The 15,413-nt window shown below is 68.2% G+C and carries 18 protein-coding genes and 1 pseudogene; 11 read left to right on the plus strand and 8 right to left on the minus strand.

The window, feature by feature from the left end; translation table 11 throughout:
- The 9 genes from AC04L7_RS02945 to AC04L7_RS02985 all read left to right on the plus strand — a co-directional run.
- Positions 1–207, plus strand: a 207-nt coding sequence (locus AC04L7_RS02945; RefSeq protein WP_475512502.1) for a PTS sugar transporter subunit IIA, incomplete at its 5' end; no start/stop codon positions are given.
- A complete protein-coding gene (locus AC04L7_RS02950; protein WP_436000012.1) occupies positions 200–469 on the plus strand; it encodes an HPr family phosphocarrier protein in 270 nt (89 codons plus the stop codon). The genes AC04L7_RS02945 and AC04L7_RS02950, both read left to right, overlap by 8 nt.
- A 4-nt stretch (positions 470–473) precedes the next feature.
- Entirely contained in the window at positions 474–2,195 is a 1,722-nt protein-coding gene (ptsP, locus tag AC04L7_RS02955) for a phosphoenolpyruvate--protein phosphotransferase (RefSeq protein ID WP_296278408.1), read from the plus strand.
- A 203-nt stretch (positions 2,196–2,398) separates the two neighbouring features.
- Complete coding sequence (gene mgtE / locus AC04L7_RS02960) at positions 2,399–3,760, plus strand: magnesium transporter (RefSeq protein WP_296278409.1); 1,362 nt, start codon at positions 2,399–2,401, stop codon at positions 3,758–3,760.
- 9 nt (positions 3,761–3,769) lie between these two features.
- Positions 3,770–4,381 carry a DUF1294 domain-containing protein gene (locus AC04L7_RS02965; RefSeq protein WP_436000015.1) on the plus strand — a complete coding sequence of 204 codons (612 nt, stop codon included), beginning with the start codon at positions 3,770–3,772 and terminating at the stop codon, positions 4,379–4,381.
- Positions 4,382–4,542: 161 nt separating this feature from the next.
- Positions 4,543–5,391: a DNA ligase gene (locus tag AC04L7_RS02970; RefSeq protein WP_475512503.1), complete on the plus strand. Its 849-nt coding sequence runs from the start codon at positions 4,543–4,545 to the stop codon at positions 5,389–5,391.
- A gap of 70 nt (positions 5,392–5,461) precedes the next feature.
- Entirely contained in the window at positions 5,462–6,265 is an 804-nt protein-coding gene (locus tag AC04L7_RS02975; RefSeq protein ID WP_436000019.1) for a carboxylesterase family protein, read from the plus strand.
- 3 nt (positions 6,266–6,268) lie between these two features.
- Entirely contained in the window at positions 6,269–6,547 is a 279-nt protein-coding gene (locus AC04L7_RS02980; RefSeq protein ID WP_299346078.1) for a hypothetical protein, read from the plus strand.
- 140 nt (positions 6,548–6,687) lie between these two features.
- The gene (locus tag AC04L7_RS02985) at positions 6,688–8,247 is read left to right on the plus strand and encodes a GGDEF domain-containing protein (protein ID WP_436000021.1); all 1,560 of its coding nucleotides are present in this window, start codon (positions 6,688–6,690) and stop codon (positions 8,245–8,247) included.
- A 154-nt stretch (positions 8,248–8,401) separates the two neighbouring features.
- On the opposite strand, the gene AC04L7_RS02990 is transcribed toward AC04L7_RS02985, so the two are convergent.
- The 3 genes from AC04L7_RS02990 to AC04L7_RS03000 all read right to left on the minus strand — a co-directional run bounded on the left by AC04L7_RS02990 (position 8,402) and on the right by AC04L7_RS03000 (position 10,464).
- Positions 8,402–9,346 (minus strand): aspartate carbamoyltransferase catalytic subunit, encoded by a 945-nt coding sequence (locus AC04L7_RS02990; protein WP_296278415.1) that lies wholly within the window; start codon positions 9,344–9,346, stop codon positions 8,402–8,404.
- Positions 9,347–9,366: 20 nt separating this feature from the next.
- The gene (gene ruvX / locus AC04L7_RS02995; RefSeq protein ID WP_296278416.1) at positions 9,367–9,816 is read right to left on the minus strand and encodes a Holliday junction resolvase RuvX; all 450 of its coding nucleotides are present in this window, start codon (positions 9,814–9,816) and stop codon (positions 9,367–9,369) included.
- Positions 9,817–9,897: 81 nt separating this feature from the next.
- Complete coding sequence (locus AC04L7_RS03000; RefSeq protein WP_436000023.1) at positions 9,898–10,464, minus strand: YqgE/AlgH family protein; 567 nt, start codon at positions 10,462–10,464, stop codon at positions 9,898–9,900.
- A 100-nt stretch (positions 10,465–10,564) separates the two neighbouring features.
- Here AC04L7_RS03000 and AC04L7_RS03005 point away from each other — a divergent pair, with 100 nt between their 5' ends.
- Both AC04L7_RS03005 and AC04L7_RS03010 read left to right on the plus strand, forming a co-directional pair.
- Positions 10,565–11,110, plus strand: coding sequence for a DNA-3-methyladenine glycosylase I (locus AC04L7_RS03005; RefSeq protein WP_436000025.1), 546 nt, complete (start codon positions 10,565–10,567; stop codon positions 11,108–11,110).
- A gap of 73 nt (positions 11,111–11,183) precedes the next feature.
- A complete protein-coding gene (locus AC04L7_RS03010) occupies positions 11,184–12,710 on the plus strand; it encodes an acetyl-CoA hydrolase/transferase family protein (protein WP_475512504.1) in 1,527 nt (508 codons plus the stop codon).
- Positions 12,711–12,832: 122 nt separating this feature from the next.
- Here AC04L7_RS03010 and AC04L7_RS03015 read toward each other — a convergent pair whose 3' ends face one another.
- The 5 genes and pseudogenes from AC04L7_RS03015 to AC04L7_RS03035 all read right to left on the minus strand — a co-directional run.
- A complete protein-coding gene (locus AC04L7_RS03015; RefSeq protein ID WP_436000029.1) occupies positions 12,833–13,249 on the minus strand; it encodes a hypothetical protein in 417 nt (138 codons plus the stop codon).
- A 98-nt stretch (positions 13,250–13,347) separates the two neighbouring features.
- Entirely contained in the window at positions 13,348–13,857 is a 510-nt protein-coding gene (locus AC04L7_RS03020) for a DUF6622 family protein (RefSeq protein ID WP_296278420.1), read from the minus strand.
- Positions 13,858–13,894: 37 nt separating this feature from the next.
- Positions 13,895–14,287, minus strand: coding sequence for a hypothetical protein (locus AC04L7_RS03025; protein WP_436000032.1), 393 nt, complete (start codon positions 14,285–14,287; stop codon positions 13,895–13,897).
- A 99-nt stretch (positions 14,288–14,386) separates the two neighbouring features.
- The gene (locus AC04L7_RS03030) at positions 14,387–14,926 is read right to left on the minus strand and encodes a hypothetical protein (RefSeq protein WP_475512505.1); all 540 of its coding nucleotides are present in this window, start codon (positions 14,924–14,926) and stop codon (positions 14,387–14,389) included.
- Positions 14,927–15,111: 185 nt separating this feature from the next.
- A pseudogene (locus AC04L7_RS03035) lies at positions 15,112–15,413 on the minus strand (type IV pili twitching motility protein PilT); the annotation flags it as partial.

The following is a 15,413-nucleotide window of genomic DNA, read 5'->3' on the forward strand; positions in this document are numbered from 1 at the left end:
GTGCTGGTGCTGACCGACCTGTACGGGGCCAGCCCCAGCAACCTGGCGGGCAAGCTCGCCCGTCTGGGCACCCCGGTGCGCCGTGTGTCGGCGCTCAGCCTGCCGATGCTGCTGCGGGTGATGAACTATTCGGAACAGGGATTGGACGAACTGCCGGCCACGGCCGCGGCCGGCGCACGCAATGGAGTCATTCACGACGATGCTTGAACAAGAACTCACCATTTCCAACCGCCTCGGCCTGCATGCGCGCGCGACCGCCAAGCTGGTGCAGACGCTGTCCGGCTTCCGCTGCAACGCGACGCTGGCGGCCAAGGGCCGGGAGGTGAACGCGAAGAGCATCATGGGCGTCATGCTGCTCGCCGCCGGCCAGGGCACGCCGGTCACCGTGCGCATCGAGGGCGAGGACGAGGCCGCCGCGATGCGGGAAGTCGTCTCGCTGTTCGAGCGACGATTCGACGAGGAAGGCTGACCCGATGAGGGCGCTGCTGCCGGGCCATGGGGCATCGCGCGGCAGCGCGCTGGGACGTGCGCGTGTCCGCTTGCCGCATGTCCTGGATGTCGCCGAGCAGCAGATCCGTGCGGACCAGGTCGACGACGAGGTGGCCCGCCTCCATGAGGCCGTCGACGCCACCCGCCGCGAAATGCACAGCCTGCGCACACGCCTGCATGGCGCGCTGGCGAAGGAGGTCGGCGAGTTCCTCGACCTGCATGCACTGCTGCTGGACGACCCGGAACTGCTGCATGGCCTGGACGAACTGATCCGCACCGGACGCTATTCGGCCGACTATGCGCTCCGCCTGCAGCGCGACCGGCTCGCCGCCGTGTTCGACGGCATGGACGACGCCTACCTCAAGAGCCGCATGGACGACCTCGACCATGTGATCGGCCGCATCCATGCGCACCTGCACCAACGCGCGGCCGATGCCCCCGGCGTGGCCGGCGAGATCCTGGTCAGCGACAACGTGGCGCCGTCGGAACTGGCGGAGTTGCAGCAGCAGGGCGTCGTCGCCGTCATCACGGCCGCCGGCAGCACGCTGTCGCACAGCGCCATCCTCGCGCGCAGCCTGCACCTGCCGCTGGTGGTGGGCAACGCGCAGGCCCTGCAGAAGATCAACGACGGCGACGTACTGCTGGTGGATGGCGGCACCGGCGAAGTCGTGGTCAATCCCGACCCGGGCGACCTGCGCCGCTACCGCGAGCGCCTGCGCGATGCCGCGCGCGAGGCCCGCGAACTGGGACGCCTGCGGTCCAAGCCCAGCCGCACGCGCGACGGCGCCACCATCGCACTGTGGGCCAACGCCGAGTCGATGCAGGACGTGGCGAGCGCCCACGCCCTGGGCGCGTCGGGCGTCGGCCTGTATCGCACCGAGTTCCTGTTCCTGCAGCGCCGCGAACTGCCCAGCGAGGACGAACAGTTCCAGGTCTACCGCGACCTCGTGCTGGGCATGAGCGGTCGCCCGGTGACCATCCGCACCCTCGACCTGGGTGCAGACAAGGCCGATCGGACCGGACTGGTCGTCGGCGATGAAGAGAATCCCGCCCTCGGCCTGCGCGGCGTGCGCCTGTCGCTCGCCCATGGCGGCGTCTTCGACACGCAACTGCGCGCCATCCTGCGCGCGTCGGCCTACGGACCCGTGCGCATCCTCGTGCCGATGGTGAGCAGCCGCGAGGAGATCCTCGACGTCCGCCGCCGCCTGCGCCGCGTGTCCCTTCAGCTGCGCAAGCAGGGGCATGAGATGGCCGGGCAGGTCGAACTCGGCGCGATGATCGAAGTGCCCGCCGCCGCGATCGCCTTCCATTGTTTCGTAGACGTGGTCGACTTCGTCTCGATCGGTACCAACGACCTGGTGCAGTACCTGCTGGCGGCCGATCGCAACAACGAGGCCCTGGGCGAACTCTATTCCCCCCTGCACCCCGGCGTGCTGCGCCTGCTCCGGCACGTCATCGGCATCGGTGCCGAACACAAGGTCCCGGTGGCCATGTGCGGCGAGATTGCCGGCGACGCCGCCCTCGCGCCGATGCTGCTCGCGCTGGGACTGCGGGAGTTCAGCCTGCATCCGGCGACGTTGCTGGAACTGCGCAAGACGATCCGCGACAGCGACCTGACGGATTTGCAGGCACGCGCGCCCAAGCTGCTGCAGGCGCGGGACCGTGCCGGGATCGAGCGCTGGCTCAAGGCTGCCACCGCAACCTGATCCTTGCATTGTGGGAGCGACGTCAGTCGCGATCGACCACCGCAGGTGCCTCATCGCGACTGACGTCGCTCCCAACCCCACGCTTCGTTTCGGCCGATCCTGCAGGGTGTCCATAAATCGCAGGCCGGGCGATAATGGCGCGATGAACGCCTGATGCCCCGGTCGCATCCGCCTGACGGATYGGCCCCATTCCGGAGTACCGAATGGTCGAGACCATCCGCCACGACAAGACCGCACGCCAGTTGCGCCTGCTCTCCGACGCGCTGGACAGCGGTCGGCTGGGGCCCGTGCGTCGGTTGGTCAACACCTTGTCGCCCGCGGAGATCGGCAACCTGCTGGAATCGCTGCCGCCGGGCAAGCGCGAAGTCGTCTGGGGCCTGGTCGATCCGGAAGACGACGGCGAGGTGCTGGTGCACGTCGGCGACGAGGTGCGCGAAAGCCTGCTGGCGGACATGGACACCGACGAGATCGTCGCCGCGGTCGAGGACCTCGACATCGACGACCTCGCGGACCTGGTCGAGGACCTGCCCGACACCGTCATCGACGAAGTCCTCAAGTCGATGGACCGCGAGAACCGCGAGCGCCTGGAGCAGGTGCTGTCGTACGCGGAGGACACGGCCGGCCGCCTGATGAACCCGGACGTGGTCACCGTGCGCGCCGACGTCAACGTCGACGTGGTGCTGCGCTACCTGCGCCTGCGCGGCGAACTGCCCGACCACACCGACCACCTGTACGTGGTCAGCCGTCGCCACCAGTACCTCGGCCGCGTGCCGTTGGCCGCGCTGGTCACCCACGAGGACACAACGCCCATCAACCGGCTGATCGACGACGAGCAGCCGGCCATCGACGTGGGCGAGAGCGCGCAGGAAGTGGCGCGCCAGTTCTCCGACCATGACTGGGTGTCGGCGCCGGTCGTGGACGACAACAACATCCTGCTCGGCCGCATCACCATCGACGACGTGGTCGACATCATCCGTGAGCAGGCCGAGCACCAGGCGCTGGGCGCCGCCGGCCTGGACGAGGACGAGGACCTGTTCTCGCCGGTCACGCGTGCCGTGCGTGGTCGCGTGGTATGGCTGGGCATCAATCTGTTCACCGCGTTCATGGCGGCGACGGTCATCAAGGAGTTCGATGCCACGCTGGAGAAGATCGTCGCGCTTGCCGTGTTGATGCCCATCGTCGCCGGCATCGGCGGCAACGCGGCGGTGCAGGTGCTGACGCTGATGGTGCGAGGCCTGGCGCTGGGCCAGGTGGGCGCGAGCAACGCGCGGATCCTGTGGTGGAAGGAACTGCGCGTGGCGCTGATCAACGGCGTGCTGATCGGTGGCATCGTCGGTGTGATCGCCTTCCTGTGGTTCCGCAGCCCGATGCTGTCGCTGGTGATCGCGATGGCGCTGGTGCTGAACTTCTGCGCCGCCGCCACCGCCGGCGTACTGCTGCCGCTATTGCTCAAGCGGATGAACATCGACCCCGCCGTCGCCGGCACCGTCGTCGTCACCGCCGTGACCGACGTCATGGGCTTCTTCTGTTTCCTCGGCCTGGCGACGCTGATCCTGCTGCACTGAGGCCTGCGCATGGAGCGACTCGGCAAGGTCAGCGAATGGAACGACGACCGCGGCTTCGGTTTCCTCGCCCCGCTCGATGGCGAGCCCGCGCTCGTGTTCTTCCACGTCCGCGACTACCGGCTCGACGGTCGTCGTCCCGAAGTCGGTGAGCTGGTGAAATTCACCGCGCAGCGCCAGCCCGACGGCAAGTGGCGCGCACGGGCGGTACGGCGGACGGTGCCCGTCGCGCGCCATGCCAAGCCCGCCGCACGCGCCGCCGCTGCGCCCCGCCCCGCGTCCCCCCTCGCCGGTGCGACGGCGGTGGTGCTGTACGCGCTCTTCATCGGTTGGGCGATCCGCGGCAACCGGCTTCCGGTCGAAGCGATATTCGTGGCGCTCGCCGTGTCGGCCATCACCTTCGTCGTCTACGCGCTCGACAAGCATGCCGCGCAGACTGGCCGGTGGCGCACGCCGGAGTCCACGCTGCACCTGCTCGAACTCGCCGGCGGCTGGCCCGGCGCATGGATCGCGCAGCAGTGGCTGCGGCACAAGTCGCGCAAGCCCGGGTATCGCGTCGTCTTCTGGACGATGGTGGTGCTGCACGTGGTTGCGCTGGTCGCGTGGTGCTGGACGCGGGCGTGATCCCGATCCCACGGTCTGCCCTGGCGTGGCATCGCTGACCCGGCCATCCGGGCGGAGTTTCCACGGGACACTTTCCTACCGACTGATGCGGGTTGCCCCGATGCCCATGCGCGGGCGACGCGCGCGATGCTGGCGCATCATCCGTTCCGGTCACCGCCGCCATGCGCCTGCTCCTGACCCTCCTGCTTTGCGTACTGGCCTGGCCGGTCCTGTCGGCATCCCCCGAGCCGATGCTGGCGACGGCCTACCGCGATGGCGTGCCGGTCGATGCCTTCCTCGTCAGCGAGAAACTCGACGGCGTGCRGGCGCGCTGGGACGGACGCGCACTCTGGACGCGGGGCGGCTCGCGCATCGCGGCCCCAGCGGCGTTCACCCGGGGCTGGCCCGGCGAGCCCATGGACGGGGAACTGTGGATCGCACGTGGCCGCTTCGACTACATCAGCGCCCTCGTCCGCCGCGCGGCCACCAACCCGCAGGCGTGGCGCGATGTCCGTTTCATGGTATTCGACCTGCCCTCACAGCCGGGACCGTTCGCGGAACGCGTCGTGCGGATGCGCCGCCTGGTGTCGACGGCGCGCAGTGCGCACCTGGCAATGATCCCGCAGCACCCCATTGCCACCCGCGCCGCACTGGACGCGGAACTGGCCCGCGTTGTCGCGGCCGGCGGGGAAGGACTGATGCTGCATCGACGCGACGCGCGCTATCGTGCTGGACGCAGCGACGACCTGCTCAAGTACAAACCCCACGAGGACGCCGAGGCGCAGGTGGTCGCGCACCTGCCCGGCAAGGGAAAGTACGAGGGCATGATGGGCGCGCTGCAGGTGCGCACGCGGGACGGGCGCCTGTTCCGCCTCGGGACCGGATTCACTGATGCCCAGCGCGCCAGCCCGCCCCCGCTGGGTGCGTGGCTGACCTATCGGTACACGGGCGTGACATCGACCGGGTTGCCGCGGTTCGCCCGCTTCCTTCGGCTGCGGGACGACATGCCGCCGGCGGATCCGACGCGCTGACGAAGCGACGCGATCCGACGCCCATTCCCGCGGGTTATGCTGCGACCGTTACCCTTCGATCACGACCGTCATGCGCCTTTTCGCCACCGCCTGTATGGGCTTGCTGCTGATCCTTATGACCGCCTGTACCACCACGTCCCCGATGAACCAGACGGGCGAGTTCGTCTCGCGCGAGGTCGCGCTTGCGGGCAAGACCTACCGCTACCAGGTCTTCGTGCCGGCCGCGCGCTTCCGCAAGGCCAAGCCGCCGGTGGTGCTGTTCCTCAATGGCTCGGGCGAGCGCGGCAGCGATGGCGTGAAGCAGACCATGGCGGGATTGGGACCGTACGTGCGGCAGCATGCCGATACCTTTCCGGCGCTGGTGGTGTTCCCGCAGGCACCCGACGACACCGAGTGGACCCAATCCGCCGGCCCCATCGCATTCGCGACCCTCGATGCCGCCATGCGGGAATTCAACGGGGACCCCGACCGCGTCTCCCTGACCGGCATGTCGATGGGCGGCTACGGCACGTGGGAACTGGCGCTGCAGCAGCCGACGCGTTTTGCCGCGCTGGTGCCCGTGTGCGGCGGCATCACCGTCGACTGGGGACGTGACCGTTCCAGCATGAACGTCCACAGCGTGGCGGGCGAGGCGGACCCGTTCGCCGCCGCCGCGCAGCGCCTGAAGGACGTGCCCGTGTGGATTTTCCATGGCGGCGAGGACGACGTCGTACCGCCGTCGCAATCGCGCCGCATGGAGGCGGCACTGGACAAGGCCGGCGCACGCGATGCGCGATACACCGAGTTCCCCGATGCCAACCACAACAGCTGGGACGCGACGTACGCCCATGCCCCTTTGTGGGACTGGCTGTTCGCCCAGCGGCGCGGGCGCTGAGCCGTGGCCGAACTCGTCCCCGACTACTTCAGTGCCGGCTGGCGCGAACGTTCCCTGGCCTGCCCCTGCGACTGGGCGGGCGACAGTCGCGCCATGGCGATGGAGTTGCACGACGCCGTCACCGACTATGCCTGCCCGCAGTGCGGCAACCTGCTGCTGATCGTCTCGCACCCCAGTCTCGAGCAGGTCCGCGCCGCCGCCGCGGAGGGCAACGAAGAAGCCAGGACCCACCTCGGCATCATCGAAGAAGCCCACGCCCGGCTGTCCCCGGCCAGCAACTGACGCCCGCGCCGGCGTCACGCTTTCGGCCACCTCCCGTCCGACACGTCCTGCCTGCCCTCAACCTGCGCCCGCCGCGGCCGATAACCCGGCATCCCCTGGTGGTCATCGGGCATCTGCCCCTGGCCGTGCGAGCGACTTGAATGGCTGACGTGGCCGACGAAAATTCGGGTATCGCGGGCGGTTTCCGCCGGCTCTGGTCGCGTCGCCGCGAGGCGGGCGCACCCGCCTCGCGCGAGTTGGCCACGACAACAACGGCCAGACCGCGGAACGCCATCAGCAGCGCGCAGCTGCAGGCGCTGTTCGCCCACGCGGAAGAACCCGGCGCCCTGCTGTCCGCGTTCGCCGACGGCGTCGCCGGCCTACCGGGTGAACTGCACGGCATGGGCGAGCGGCTGCAATCCGCGCAGGCCGACAAGGACTGGCCGCGCTATGGCCGCGCGCTTCGCCAACTCATCGACAAGTACATCCGCACGATCCAGGACGAACCGCTCGCCGGCGAGGCCGAACAGCTGCGCGACCTGCTGTACCAGCTACTGGTCGGCGGCGTGGAGCAGTTGCTGCGCGACGACGGCGCCCTCTTGCCGCAGGCGCATGCGCTGGCGGACCGCGTGCGCCAGTGGCAGGCCAACCAGCCGCTGGGCGAGCTCGGCGCGGACCTCCGCGACCTCTGCCAGCAGGTGAGCCAGCGGTCGCACGAGGTGGACGACGCGCAGGAGCTGATGCGCAGCCTGTTCGACCTGCTGCTGGAGAACGTCGGCGAGCTGATCGAAGACGGCAGCTGGCTGCAGGACCAGATCGGTGCGGTACGCCAGTTGCTCGCGGGCCCGCTCGACCGAACCGCGCTGGAGCAGACGCGCGCCGGGCTGCGCGAGGTGATCTACAAGCAAGGCCTGCTCAAGCAGGGGCTGGCCGAATCGAAGGCGTCGATGAAGGAGATGATGGTCACCTTCGTCGAACGCCTGGACGGCATGGCCAGCAGCACCGGCGAGTACCATGACCGCATCAGCTTCCACGCGCAGGCCGTGCGCGAGAGCCGCAGCATCGCCGAACTGGGCAAGCGGATGGAGGACATCCTGGAGGACACCGCGCAGGTGCAGGCGCAGGCCCTGCGCGCGCGCGACAGCCTGATGGAAGCGCGACGCGAAGTGGAAGACGCCGAGCGGCGCGTGATGGACCTCGAGCAGGAACTGCAGTCCGTGTCCGAACTGGTGCGCGTCGACCAGCTCACCGATGCGCTGAACCGGCGCGGCTTCGACGAGCTGTTCAAGCGCGAGTCCGTGCGGGCCCTGCGCAGCGGCCAGACGCTGACGCTGGCGATGCTGGACCTGGACGACTTCCGCCACATCAACGCCGCGCACGGACACCTGGGGGGCGATGCGGCGCTGTGCCATGTCGTGACGCTCGCGCGTGCCACCCTGCGCGCCACGGATGCCGTCGCCCGCTTCGGCGGCGAGGAGTTCGTGCTGCTGCTGCCGGAGACCAGCTTCCTCGAAGCGATGGGAACGCTGGAGCGCCTGCGCGACCGGCTCGCGCACAAGCCGCTGGTGTACGAAGGCCGCGGCATCCTGGCGACCTTCAGCGCGGGCGTCGCGCGCTGGGTGCCGGGGGAATCGCAGGACGATCTGCTGGCACGCGCGGACCGCGCCATGTACCAAGCCAAGCAGGCCGGCAAGAACCGGGTGGTCGCGGCGCCGGAGTGAGTGCGGCGCGCGAAGGCCGGCTGGCAAGCATGGATCGACGCCCTGCGACCCCGCCATCGTCATTACGGCGAACGCAGGGATGACGGCAGCGTCCGGGTTGCACGTGCGGAAATTCGCGGCCGTATCGCGAATCGCAACGGCAGACCGCTGGAACTCACCCCAGCAGCGTCTCCAGCACCGCCATGCGGATGGCGACTCCGTTGCTCACCTGCCGCAGGACCAGCGACTGCGGCCCATCGGCGACCTCGTCGGTGATCTCGACGCCACGGTTGATCGGGCCGGGATGCAGCACCACCGCATCCCTGGCGGCCAGCGCCAGCCGCGTCGCGGTCAGGCCGTAATCGCGGTGGTAGTCCTCCAGCGACGACACCAGCCCCTCTTCCATGCGTTCGCGCTGCAGGCGCAGCATCATCACCACGTCGACGCCCTCGAGCATCTCGCCGAAATCCTGCCCCACGTCGCACCCCGACAGCGTGCCGTCGTCCGGCAACAGGGACGCCGGGCCGCACACGCGGATCCGGCCCGCGCCCAGCGTACGCAGCGCATGCAGGTCCGAGCGCGCCACGCGCGAATGCTTTACGTCGCCCACCATCAGCACGTTCAGGCGGGAGAAATCCGCACCCTTCGCCTGGCGGATCGTCAGCATGTCCAGCAATCCCTGGGTGGGATGGGCGCTGCGGCCATCGCCCGCATTGATGAGCGCGGTGCCCTCGCCGGCTTCGGCCGCCAAGGCCTCGACCGCACCGTCCTCGGCATGGCGCACGACGAACCCGCGCACGCCCATGGCTTCCAGGTTGCGCAGCGTGTCGCGCGCCGTCTCGCCCTTCCGGGTCGACGAGGTCGAGGCGTCCACGTTCAGCACGTCCGCGCCCAGCCGCTGCGCGGCGATATGGAACGAACTGCGGGTGCGAGTGGACGGCTCGAAGAACAGCGTGCAGAGGGTGGTGCCGTCCAGCGCCTGCCGCCGCGGCGTGCGGCCCAGCGCCGCGTCGCGGATCTGGCCCGCGCGGTCCATCAGGCGGCACAGGGTGTCGCGCGGCAAGCCGTCGAGGGTCAGCAGGTGGCGCAGGCGTCCATCGGAATCGAGTTGTGGGGTCATGGTGTGGAGTGGGCGAAGAGTCAGGTCAGTTGGGTCGCGTCATGGGGCGCGGCCAGCCAGCGCTCGATGATGACCGCAGCGGCGACGGCGTCGAGCGCGGCGGCATCGCGGCGGCGCTTGCGGCCTTCGGCACGATCCAGGGCAAAGCGTTCAGCGGCCTCGACGGAGCTGGTGCGTTCGTCCACCAGCACCACCGGCAGCTGGTAGCGTGCGCGCAGTTCGCGCGCGAAGGCATGGGCACGCTTGCGGATGGGCTGGTCGCCCCCGTCCAGGGTCATCGGATCGCCGACCACCAGGCCATCGGGCTTCCATTCTGCGTGCAGCTTGTCGATCGCCGGCCAGTCGGGACCATGGCCATGCACGTCGATTACCGCCAGCGCGCGGGCGCCGGTGCCGAACGCGCTTCCCACGGCCACGCCGATGCGGCGCGCGCCCACGTCGAATCCCAGTACGGTGCCATCCAGCTTCATGCCTGCTGCCTCCGTTCGATCACGCGTGAACCATCCTGCGCGGTGCGTCGTGGACACGACTCTGCGGGCGCAGGCGCCATGTCATGCGTGCCCGCTGTAGTCCGTCATGCACGTCATGTCCACGCCGATCCGTTGTCCTGCCGTTTGCCAGCGCTGCTCCAGCGGCACGCCGAACAGCAGCTCCGCATCGGCGGGCACCGTCAGCCAGCTGTTTTCGCCGAGCTCGTATTCCAGTTGGCCGGCACCCCAGCCCGCGCAGCCCAGGGCCATCACGGCGTTCGCCGGACCTTCGCCGATCGCCATCGCCTCGAGGATGTCGCGCGACGTGGTCAGGTAGAGGCCGGTCGCGACCTCCAGCGTCGATTCCCAGGCGTGCGCGCTGTCGTGCAGCACGAAACCCCGCTCCGGGTGCACGGGCCCGCCCGCCAGCACGATCTGGTCGTCCAGCCGCGGATCGTGGGATGCCAGGTTCATCTGCCGCAAGACGTCACCGAGGGTGTATTCGGAAGCACGATTCACGACCACGCCCATGGCGCCGTCGTCGTCGTGCTGGCAGATCAGCGTCACGCTGCGGGCGAAATTCGGGTCCGCGAGCGCCGGCAGGGCGATCAGCAACTGGTTGGCCAAGGGCGTGGCGGCGTCTTGCATGACGCCATTCTAGCCCGGCCCCGCGCACGACGCGCCGGCGAGGGCGGCCCTTGTCCGCGATACGCCCTAGAATCCCGACTTCACTTCAGGACCCGCCCCCATGTCTGGCTACTGCGACATCGCGCCCGGCCATCCCCTGCACGGCCCCTACCACGACCACGAATACGGCTTCCCGCAGCACGAGGAATCGGTGCTGTTCGAGCGCCTGCTGCTGGAGATCAACCAGGCCGGCCTGAGCTGGGAGACCATGCTGAAGAAGCGCGAGGGGTTTCGCGCGGCGTACAGCGGCTTCGAGGTCGAGAAGGTCGCCCGCTACGGCGAGAAGGATCGCGCCCGGCTGCTGGCCGATCCCGGCATCATCCGCAACCGGCTGAAGGTGGAGGCCGCCATCCACAACGCCCAGGTGATCCTGGACTTGCGCGCCACGCACGGCGGTTTCGCCGCATGGCTCGATGCGCACCATCCGCTGTCGAAGGCCGAGTGGATCAAGCTGTTCAAGAAGACGTTCCGCTTCACCGGCGGCGAGATCACCAACGAGTTCCTGATGAGCCTAGGCTACCTGCCCGGCGCGCACCGGGAGGATTGCCCGGCATTCCGGCGTGCGGCAAAGCGCCACCCACCGTGGATGGCCGCGGCGGGGCATTGATCCGGCGCAACCGCCGCGTGACCCGATGGCTTTATCCTGCGGCGCAACGTCCCAACGATGTCGTCGTGACTCAATGCTTCCACCGATAGGCGAAGAACGCATCCGCCACGCCGGGCTGCGCGGGCGCGTGATCAGCGCCGAGCACGCCGCCAGCCTCATCCAGCCCGGTGAAACCGTTGCGATGAGCGGTTTCACGGGCTCGGGCTATCCCAAGGCCGTGCCGCTGGCGCTGGCGGCGCGCATCGAACGCGCGCACGCCGCCGGCGTGCCGTTCCAGATCAAGCTGATGACCGGCGCCTCCACCGCGCCGGAACTCGACGGCGCACTCGCGAAGGCCGATGCCATCGCGCTGCGCATGCCGTTCCAGAGCGACCCGGACGCGCGCAAGCGGATCAACGACGGCACCCTGGACTACATCGACATCCACCTCAGCCACGTCGCCCAGCATGTGTGGTTCGGCTTCTACGGCCCCATCGATATGGCCRTGGTGGAAGTCTCGGCGATCCGCGAAGACGGCACGCTGGTGCCGTCGACCTCGGTCGGCAACAACAAGACCTGGCTGGACCTGGCGAAGAAGGTGATCGTCGAGGTCAACGACTGGCAGCCGGCCGGCCTGGAGGGCATGCACGACATCTACTACGGCACCGCCCTGCCGCCGCACCGCAAGCCGATCCCGCTGGAACACGTGCAGGACCGCATCGGCGATACCGCGCTGCATTGCGACCCGGACAAGATCGTCGCCGTCGTGCGCACGCACGGCCCCGACCGCAACAGCCCTTTCAGTCCGATCGACGCGACCAGCGAGCGCATCGCTGCGCACCTGATCGCGTTCCTCAAGCACGAAGTCGCGCAGGGCCGCCTGCCGGCGAACCTGCTGCCGCTGCAGTCGGGCGTGGGCAACATTCCCAACGCCGTGCTGGCGGGGCTGGCGAAGAGCGGTTTCCGCGGGCTCACGGCGTTCACCGAGGTCATCCAGGACGGCATGCTCGACCTGCTGCGCGATGGCGTGCTCGATGTCGCCTCGTGCACCGGCTTCGCGCTGAGCCCGGAGGCGAACGAGGTGTTCAAGCGCGATATCGCCTTCTACCGCGAGCGCATCATCCTGCGCACGCAGGAGATGTCGAACCACCCGGAACTGGTCCGCCGGCTCGGCTGCATCGGCATGAACGGCATGATCGAGGGCGACCTCTACGGCAACGTCAATTCCACCCACGTGATGGGCAGCCGCATCCAGAACGGCATCGGCGGCTCGGGCGACTTCGCCCGCAACGGTTTCATGTCGGTGTTCCTCAGCCCCAGCACTGCGAAAGGCGGCAGCATCTCCGCGCTGGTGCCGATGGTCAGCCACGTGGACCACACCGAACACGACGTCTCGGTGATCGTCACCGAACAGGGCCTAGCCGACCTGCGCGGCCTCACCCCCAAGCAGCGCGCCCGCACGCTGATCGCGAACTGCGCCCATCCCGACTATCGCGATGCACTGCAGGACTACTTCGACCGCGCCCTGCACCACAGCTACGGCAAGCACACCCCGCACCTGCTGCCCGAGGCGCTGTCATGGCACCAGCGGTGGTTGGAGACGGGGAGCATGAAGGAATAGGCGCCTTCACGCGTTCGCCACTCCGCGAGGTTGGGGTGAACGAAATCGCCCCAACGTACGTCATCCGCGGCGGCTATGTCAGGGTTCGCAAGATCACCCCAACCGATAGCCCTGCCGCTTCGTCAGGCCTCGCCAGCAGTGGCATCCGAAATCTCAAGAAACCATCGACGCCTTTCACTCGGCTGATCCAGCCTGTCGTAGTCCCGCGTGAAAGCATCCAGCAGCGCCGATGTAGGCGACTCATACTTCCAAAGCTTCTTCGCAAGCAGATGTTGAAGGACCTCCAGTTGGGACAGCACCTCGTCATCCCCTTCGGTTGCCAGGGCGGCGTCGGCAAAACGGCGATACAAGTCCGCCAGCATGTCGCTGCCCTCGCGGGAAGAAAGCGCTTCATAGAGGTAGCGCTGGTCCACCACAGGATCGACCGATCCCGCATGTACGCCATGCTCCGAGAGGAAGCCTTCCATCAGTTCCGACCGGCACGCGATCTCGGCCGCCAGAAGCCTGTAAACCCCGGCGAACGCTTCGACCGCTGTCATGGGTGATCCTTTCTCCTGCACGTGGACCTCTGTGTCCACGACGAGTGGGGGGCTGGATCGAGCCGTCATCGTCCCCCCCCCATCCTACCCGTTCGCCGTCAGGCGTTCTGCTCCACCAAGCGCGGCGATTTCATCACCCCCAGCACCCGCAGCGCGCGTGCCATGAACAGGCCGCTGAAGAGGCCGTAGGTGCCGGCCACCACCACGACGGCCGTCGTCGTCTCGAGGAGGCCCGGCGTCATGGCATGGACCACCGCCACGGCGTACTTGAAGAAGAAGATGCCCATCATCAGCGCGAGCGGTAGCCAGCTGCCGGGGACGGTGAACTGCTTCGTCGATGCGTCGTAGGCCACGCGGCGCGACGGTGCGCGTAGCATCGCGATGGCCACCACGGCGACCCATGCGCAGGCCCAAGCGGTCAGCGCGGTAAGGTGGGCGTCGAACGTCGACCAGACCGAGTACAGCGACCACGCCAGCATGGCGACCGGCAGCACGATCAGGCGGCCGCGCGAGACCTGGCGCGTCCTGCTCTGCAGGCAACCCAGGTAGACCAGGCCGAAGAACAGGCCGAAGACCCAGAGGGGGGTGTGGGTGAGGATCTGCATCATGGGGCGAGGGTCCGGGAGGGGCCGACACCGCGTCGGCTCATGCACATCCTCGGACCCGCCCGCCTTGCCGTGAGGTGCCGGAAGTCAACACTTTCAGGTGCCGGAGGTCGTGGGGCCTCCCCGCGGGTCCGGTCGGCTCGGCGATGAGGCTTGCCGTCACCGTCGCAGGGCTTTCCTGTGCCATGACGAGGAAAATATCGTCGATGGCGAACCTATCTGGTGCGTCGCCGTCGTTCTTAAGTGCCATGACAAGGAAAATTTCTTTCGACGTCGAAGCATGGAGGTGCCATGACGATGAAATTTTCATCGATGGCGAAGTTCTTTTGTGCCATGACGAAGAAAATCGCAACGACGCCGCTGTTCTTTCTTGTGCCATGACAATGAAAATATCTTCGGCATCGACGCTCCATGGTGCGATGACCGGGAACATTTCTCCGATGGCGCCCCTCTCTGGTGCGGCATCGAAGAAAAAAGCATCGCCATCGATGAAATTTTCATCGCTTCCGGTATTTCCGGCCTCGGCAGCCGATCAGAGTGCACAGCCGCGGCGGCTCATCGAAGCCTGGATCGTGTTCGCGCTGGAGGGGCTGTTGCGCATGGCGCGGCGAAGTTCTTCACAGGTCACGTTCTTGAGGAACTGCTGGTAACGGCCAACGAACGAGCTGTCGTGGAGGATCACGTTGAGCCGTGACGGTGCCTCGAACGCGCGCTTGTCCTGGCGGACGAAGAGATCACGCTCGCCTGCGCTCAGCGGCGCGGCCGGCAGCGAGAGCACCAGCGGCCCCGTGTCCTGCGATGGCAGCGGCGGCGCGTCGTGCGGTGCCGTCTCCGGAGGCGTCGCCGACATGCGCGGCGCGGGTCGCGGGCGTGCAGGCAGCGACGGCAGGTTCGGGCGCGAAGCCACGGTGCGTGGAACGACGGTCGGGCGCGCGATGAAGYGCAGGCGCAGGCGATCGCTGTCCTCCGCCATCCGTCCCTGCCCCGACGGGCGGGAGACCAGCAGCACAACGCCGACACATGCATGCACCAGCACGACCACGACGACGGCGACGATCCTGTCCCTGCGCATGCGTTCCATCCTGGCGGCGAGCGAGTGTGCGAATGGCTCGCCACCCTACCTGCACGACCGCCGCGCCACGCATCGCAGCGCGAACACGTTCAGAACGAAGTCAGCCCCATGTAAGGGATGGGTTAAACGCCTACAAAAAAAGGGGCGGTCGCCCGCCCCTCTCCGTGCGTCGCGTCGGGCGGAGGTCAGCGAACCTCCGCGATCTCCACGCCATCCAGGCCCTGCGCCAGTGTGCGGGCGTCGCCGCCCTGGGCCAGCTTGATGCGCAGGCGCACCTCGTTCTGCGAGTCGGCGAAGCGCAGCGCATCCTCGTAGCTGATCTCGCCGGCCTGGTACAGCTCGAACAGGGCCTGGTCGAAGGTCTTCATGCCGAGGTTGGTGGATTCCTTCATCACTTCCTTCAGCTTGTGGACCTCGCCCTCGCGGATGTAGTCCTGCACCAGCGGGGTGCCGAGCAGGATTTCCATCGCCACGCGGCGCGCCTTGC

It is taken from the genome of Pseudoxanthomonas sp. LjRoot204_2 (genome assembly GCF_056175765.1).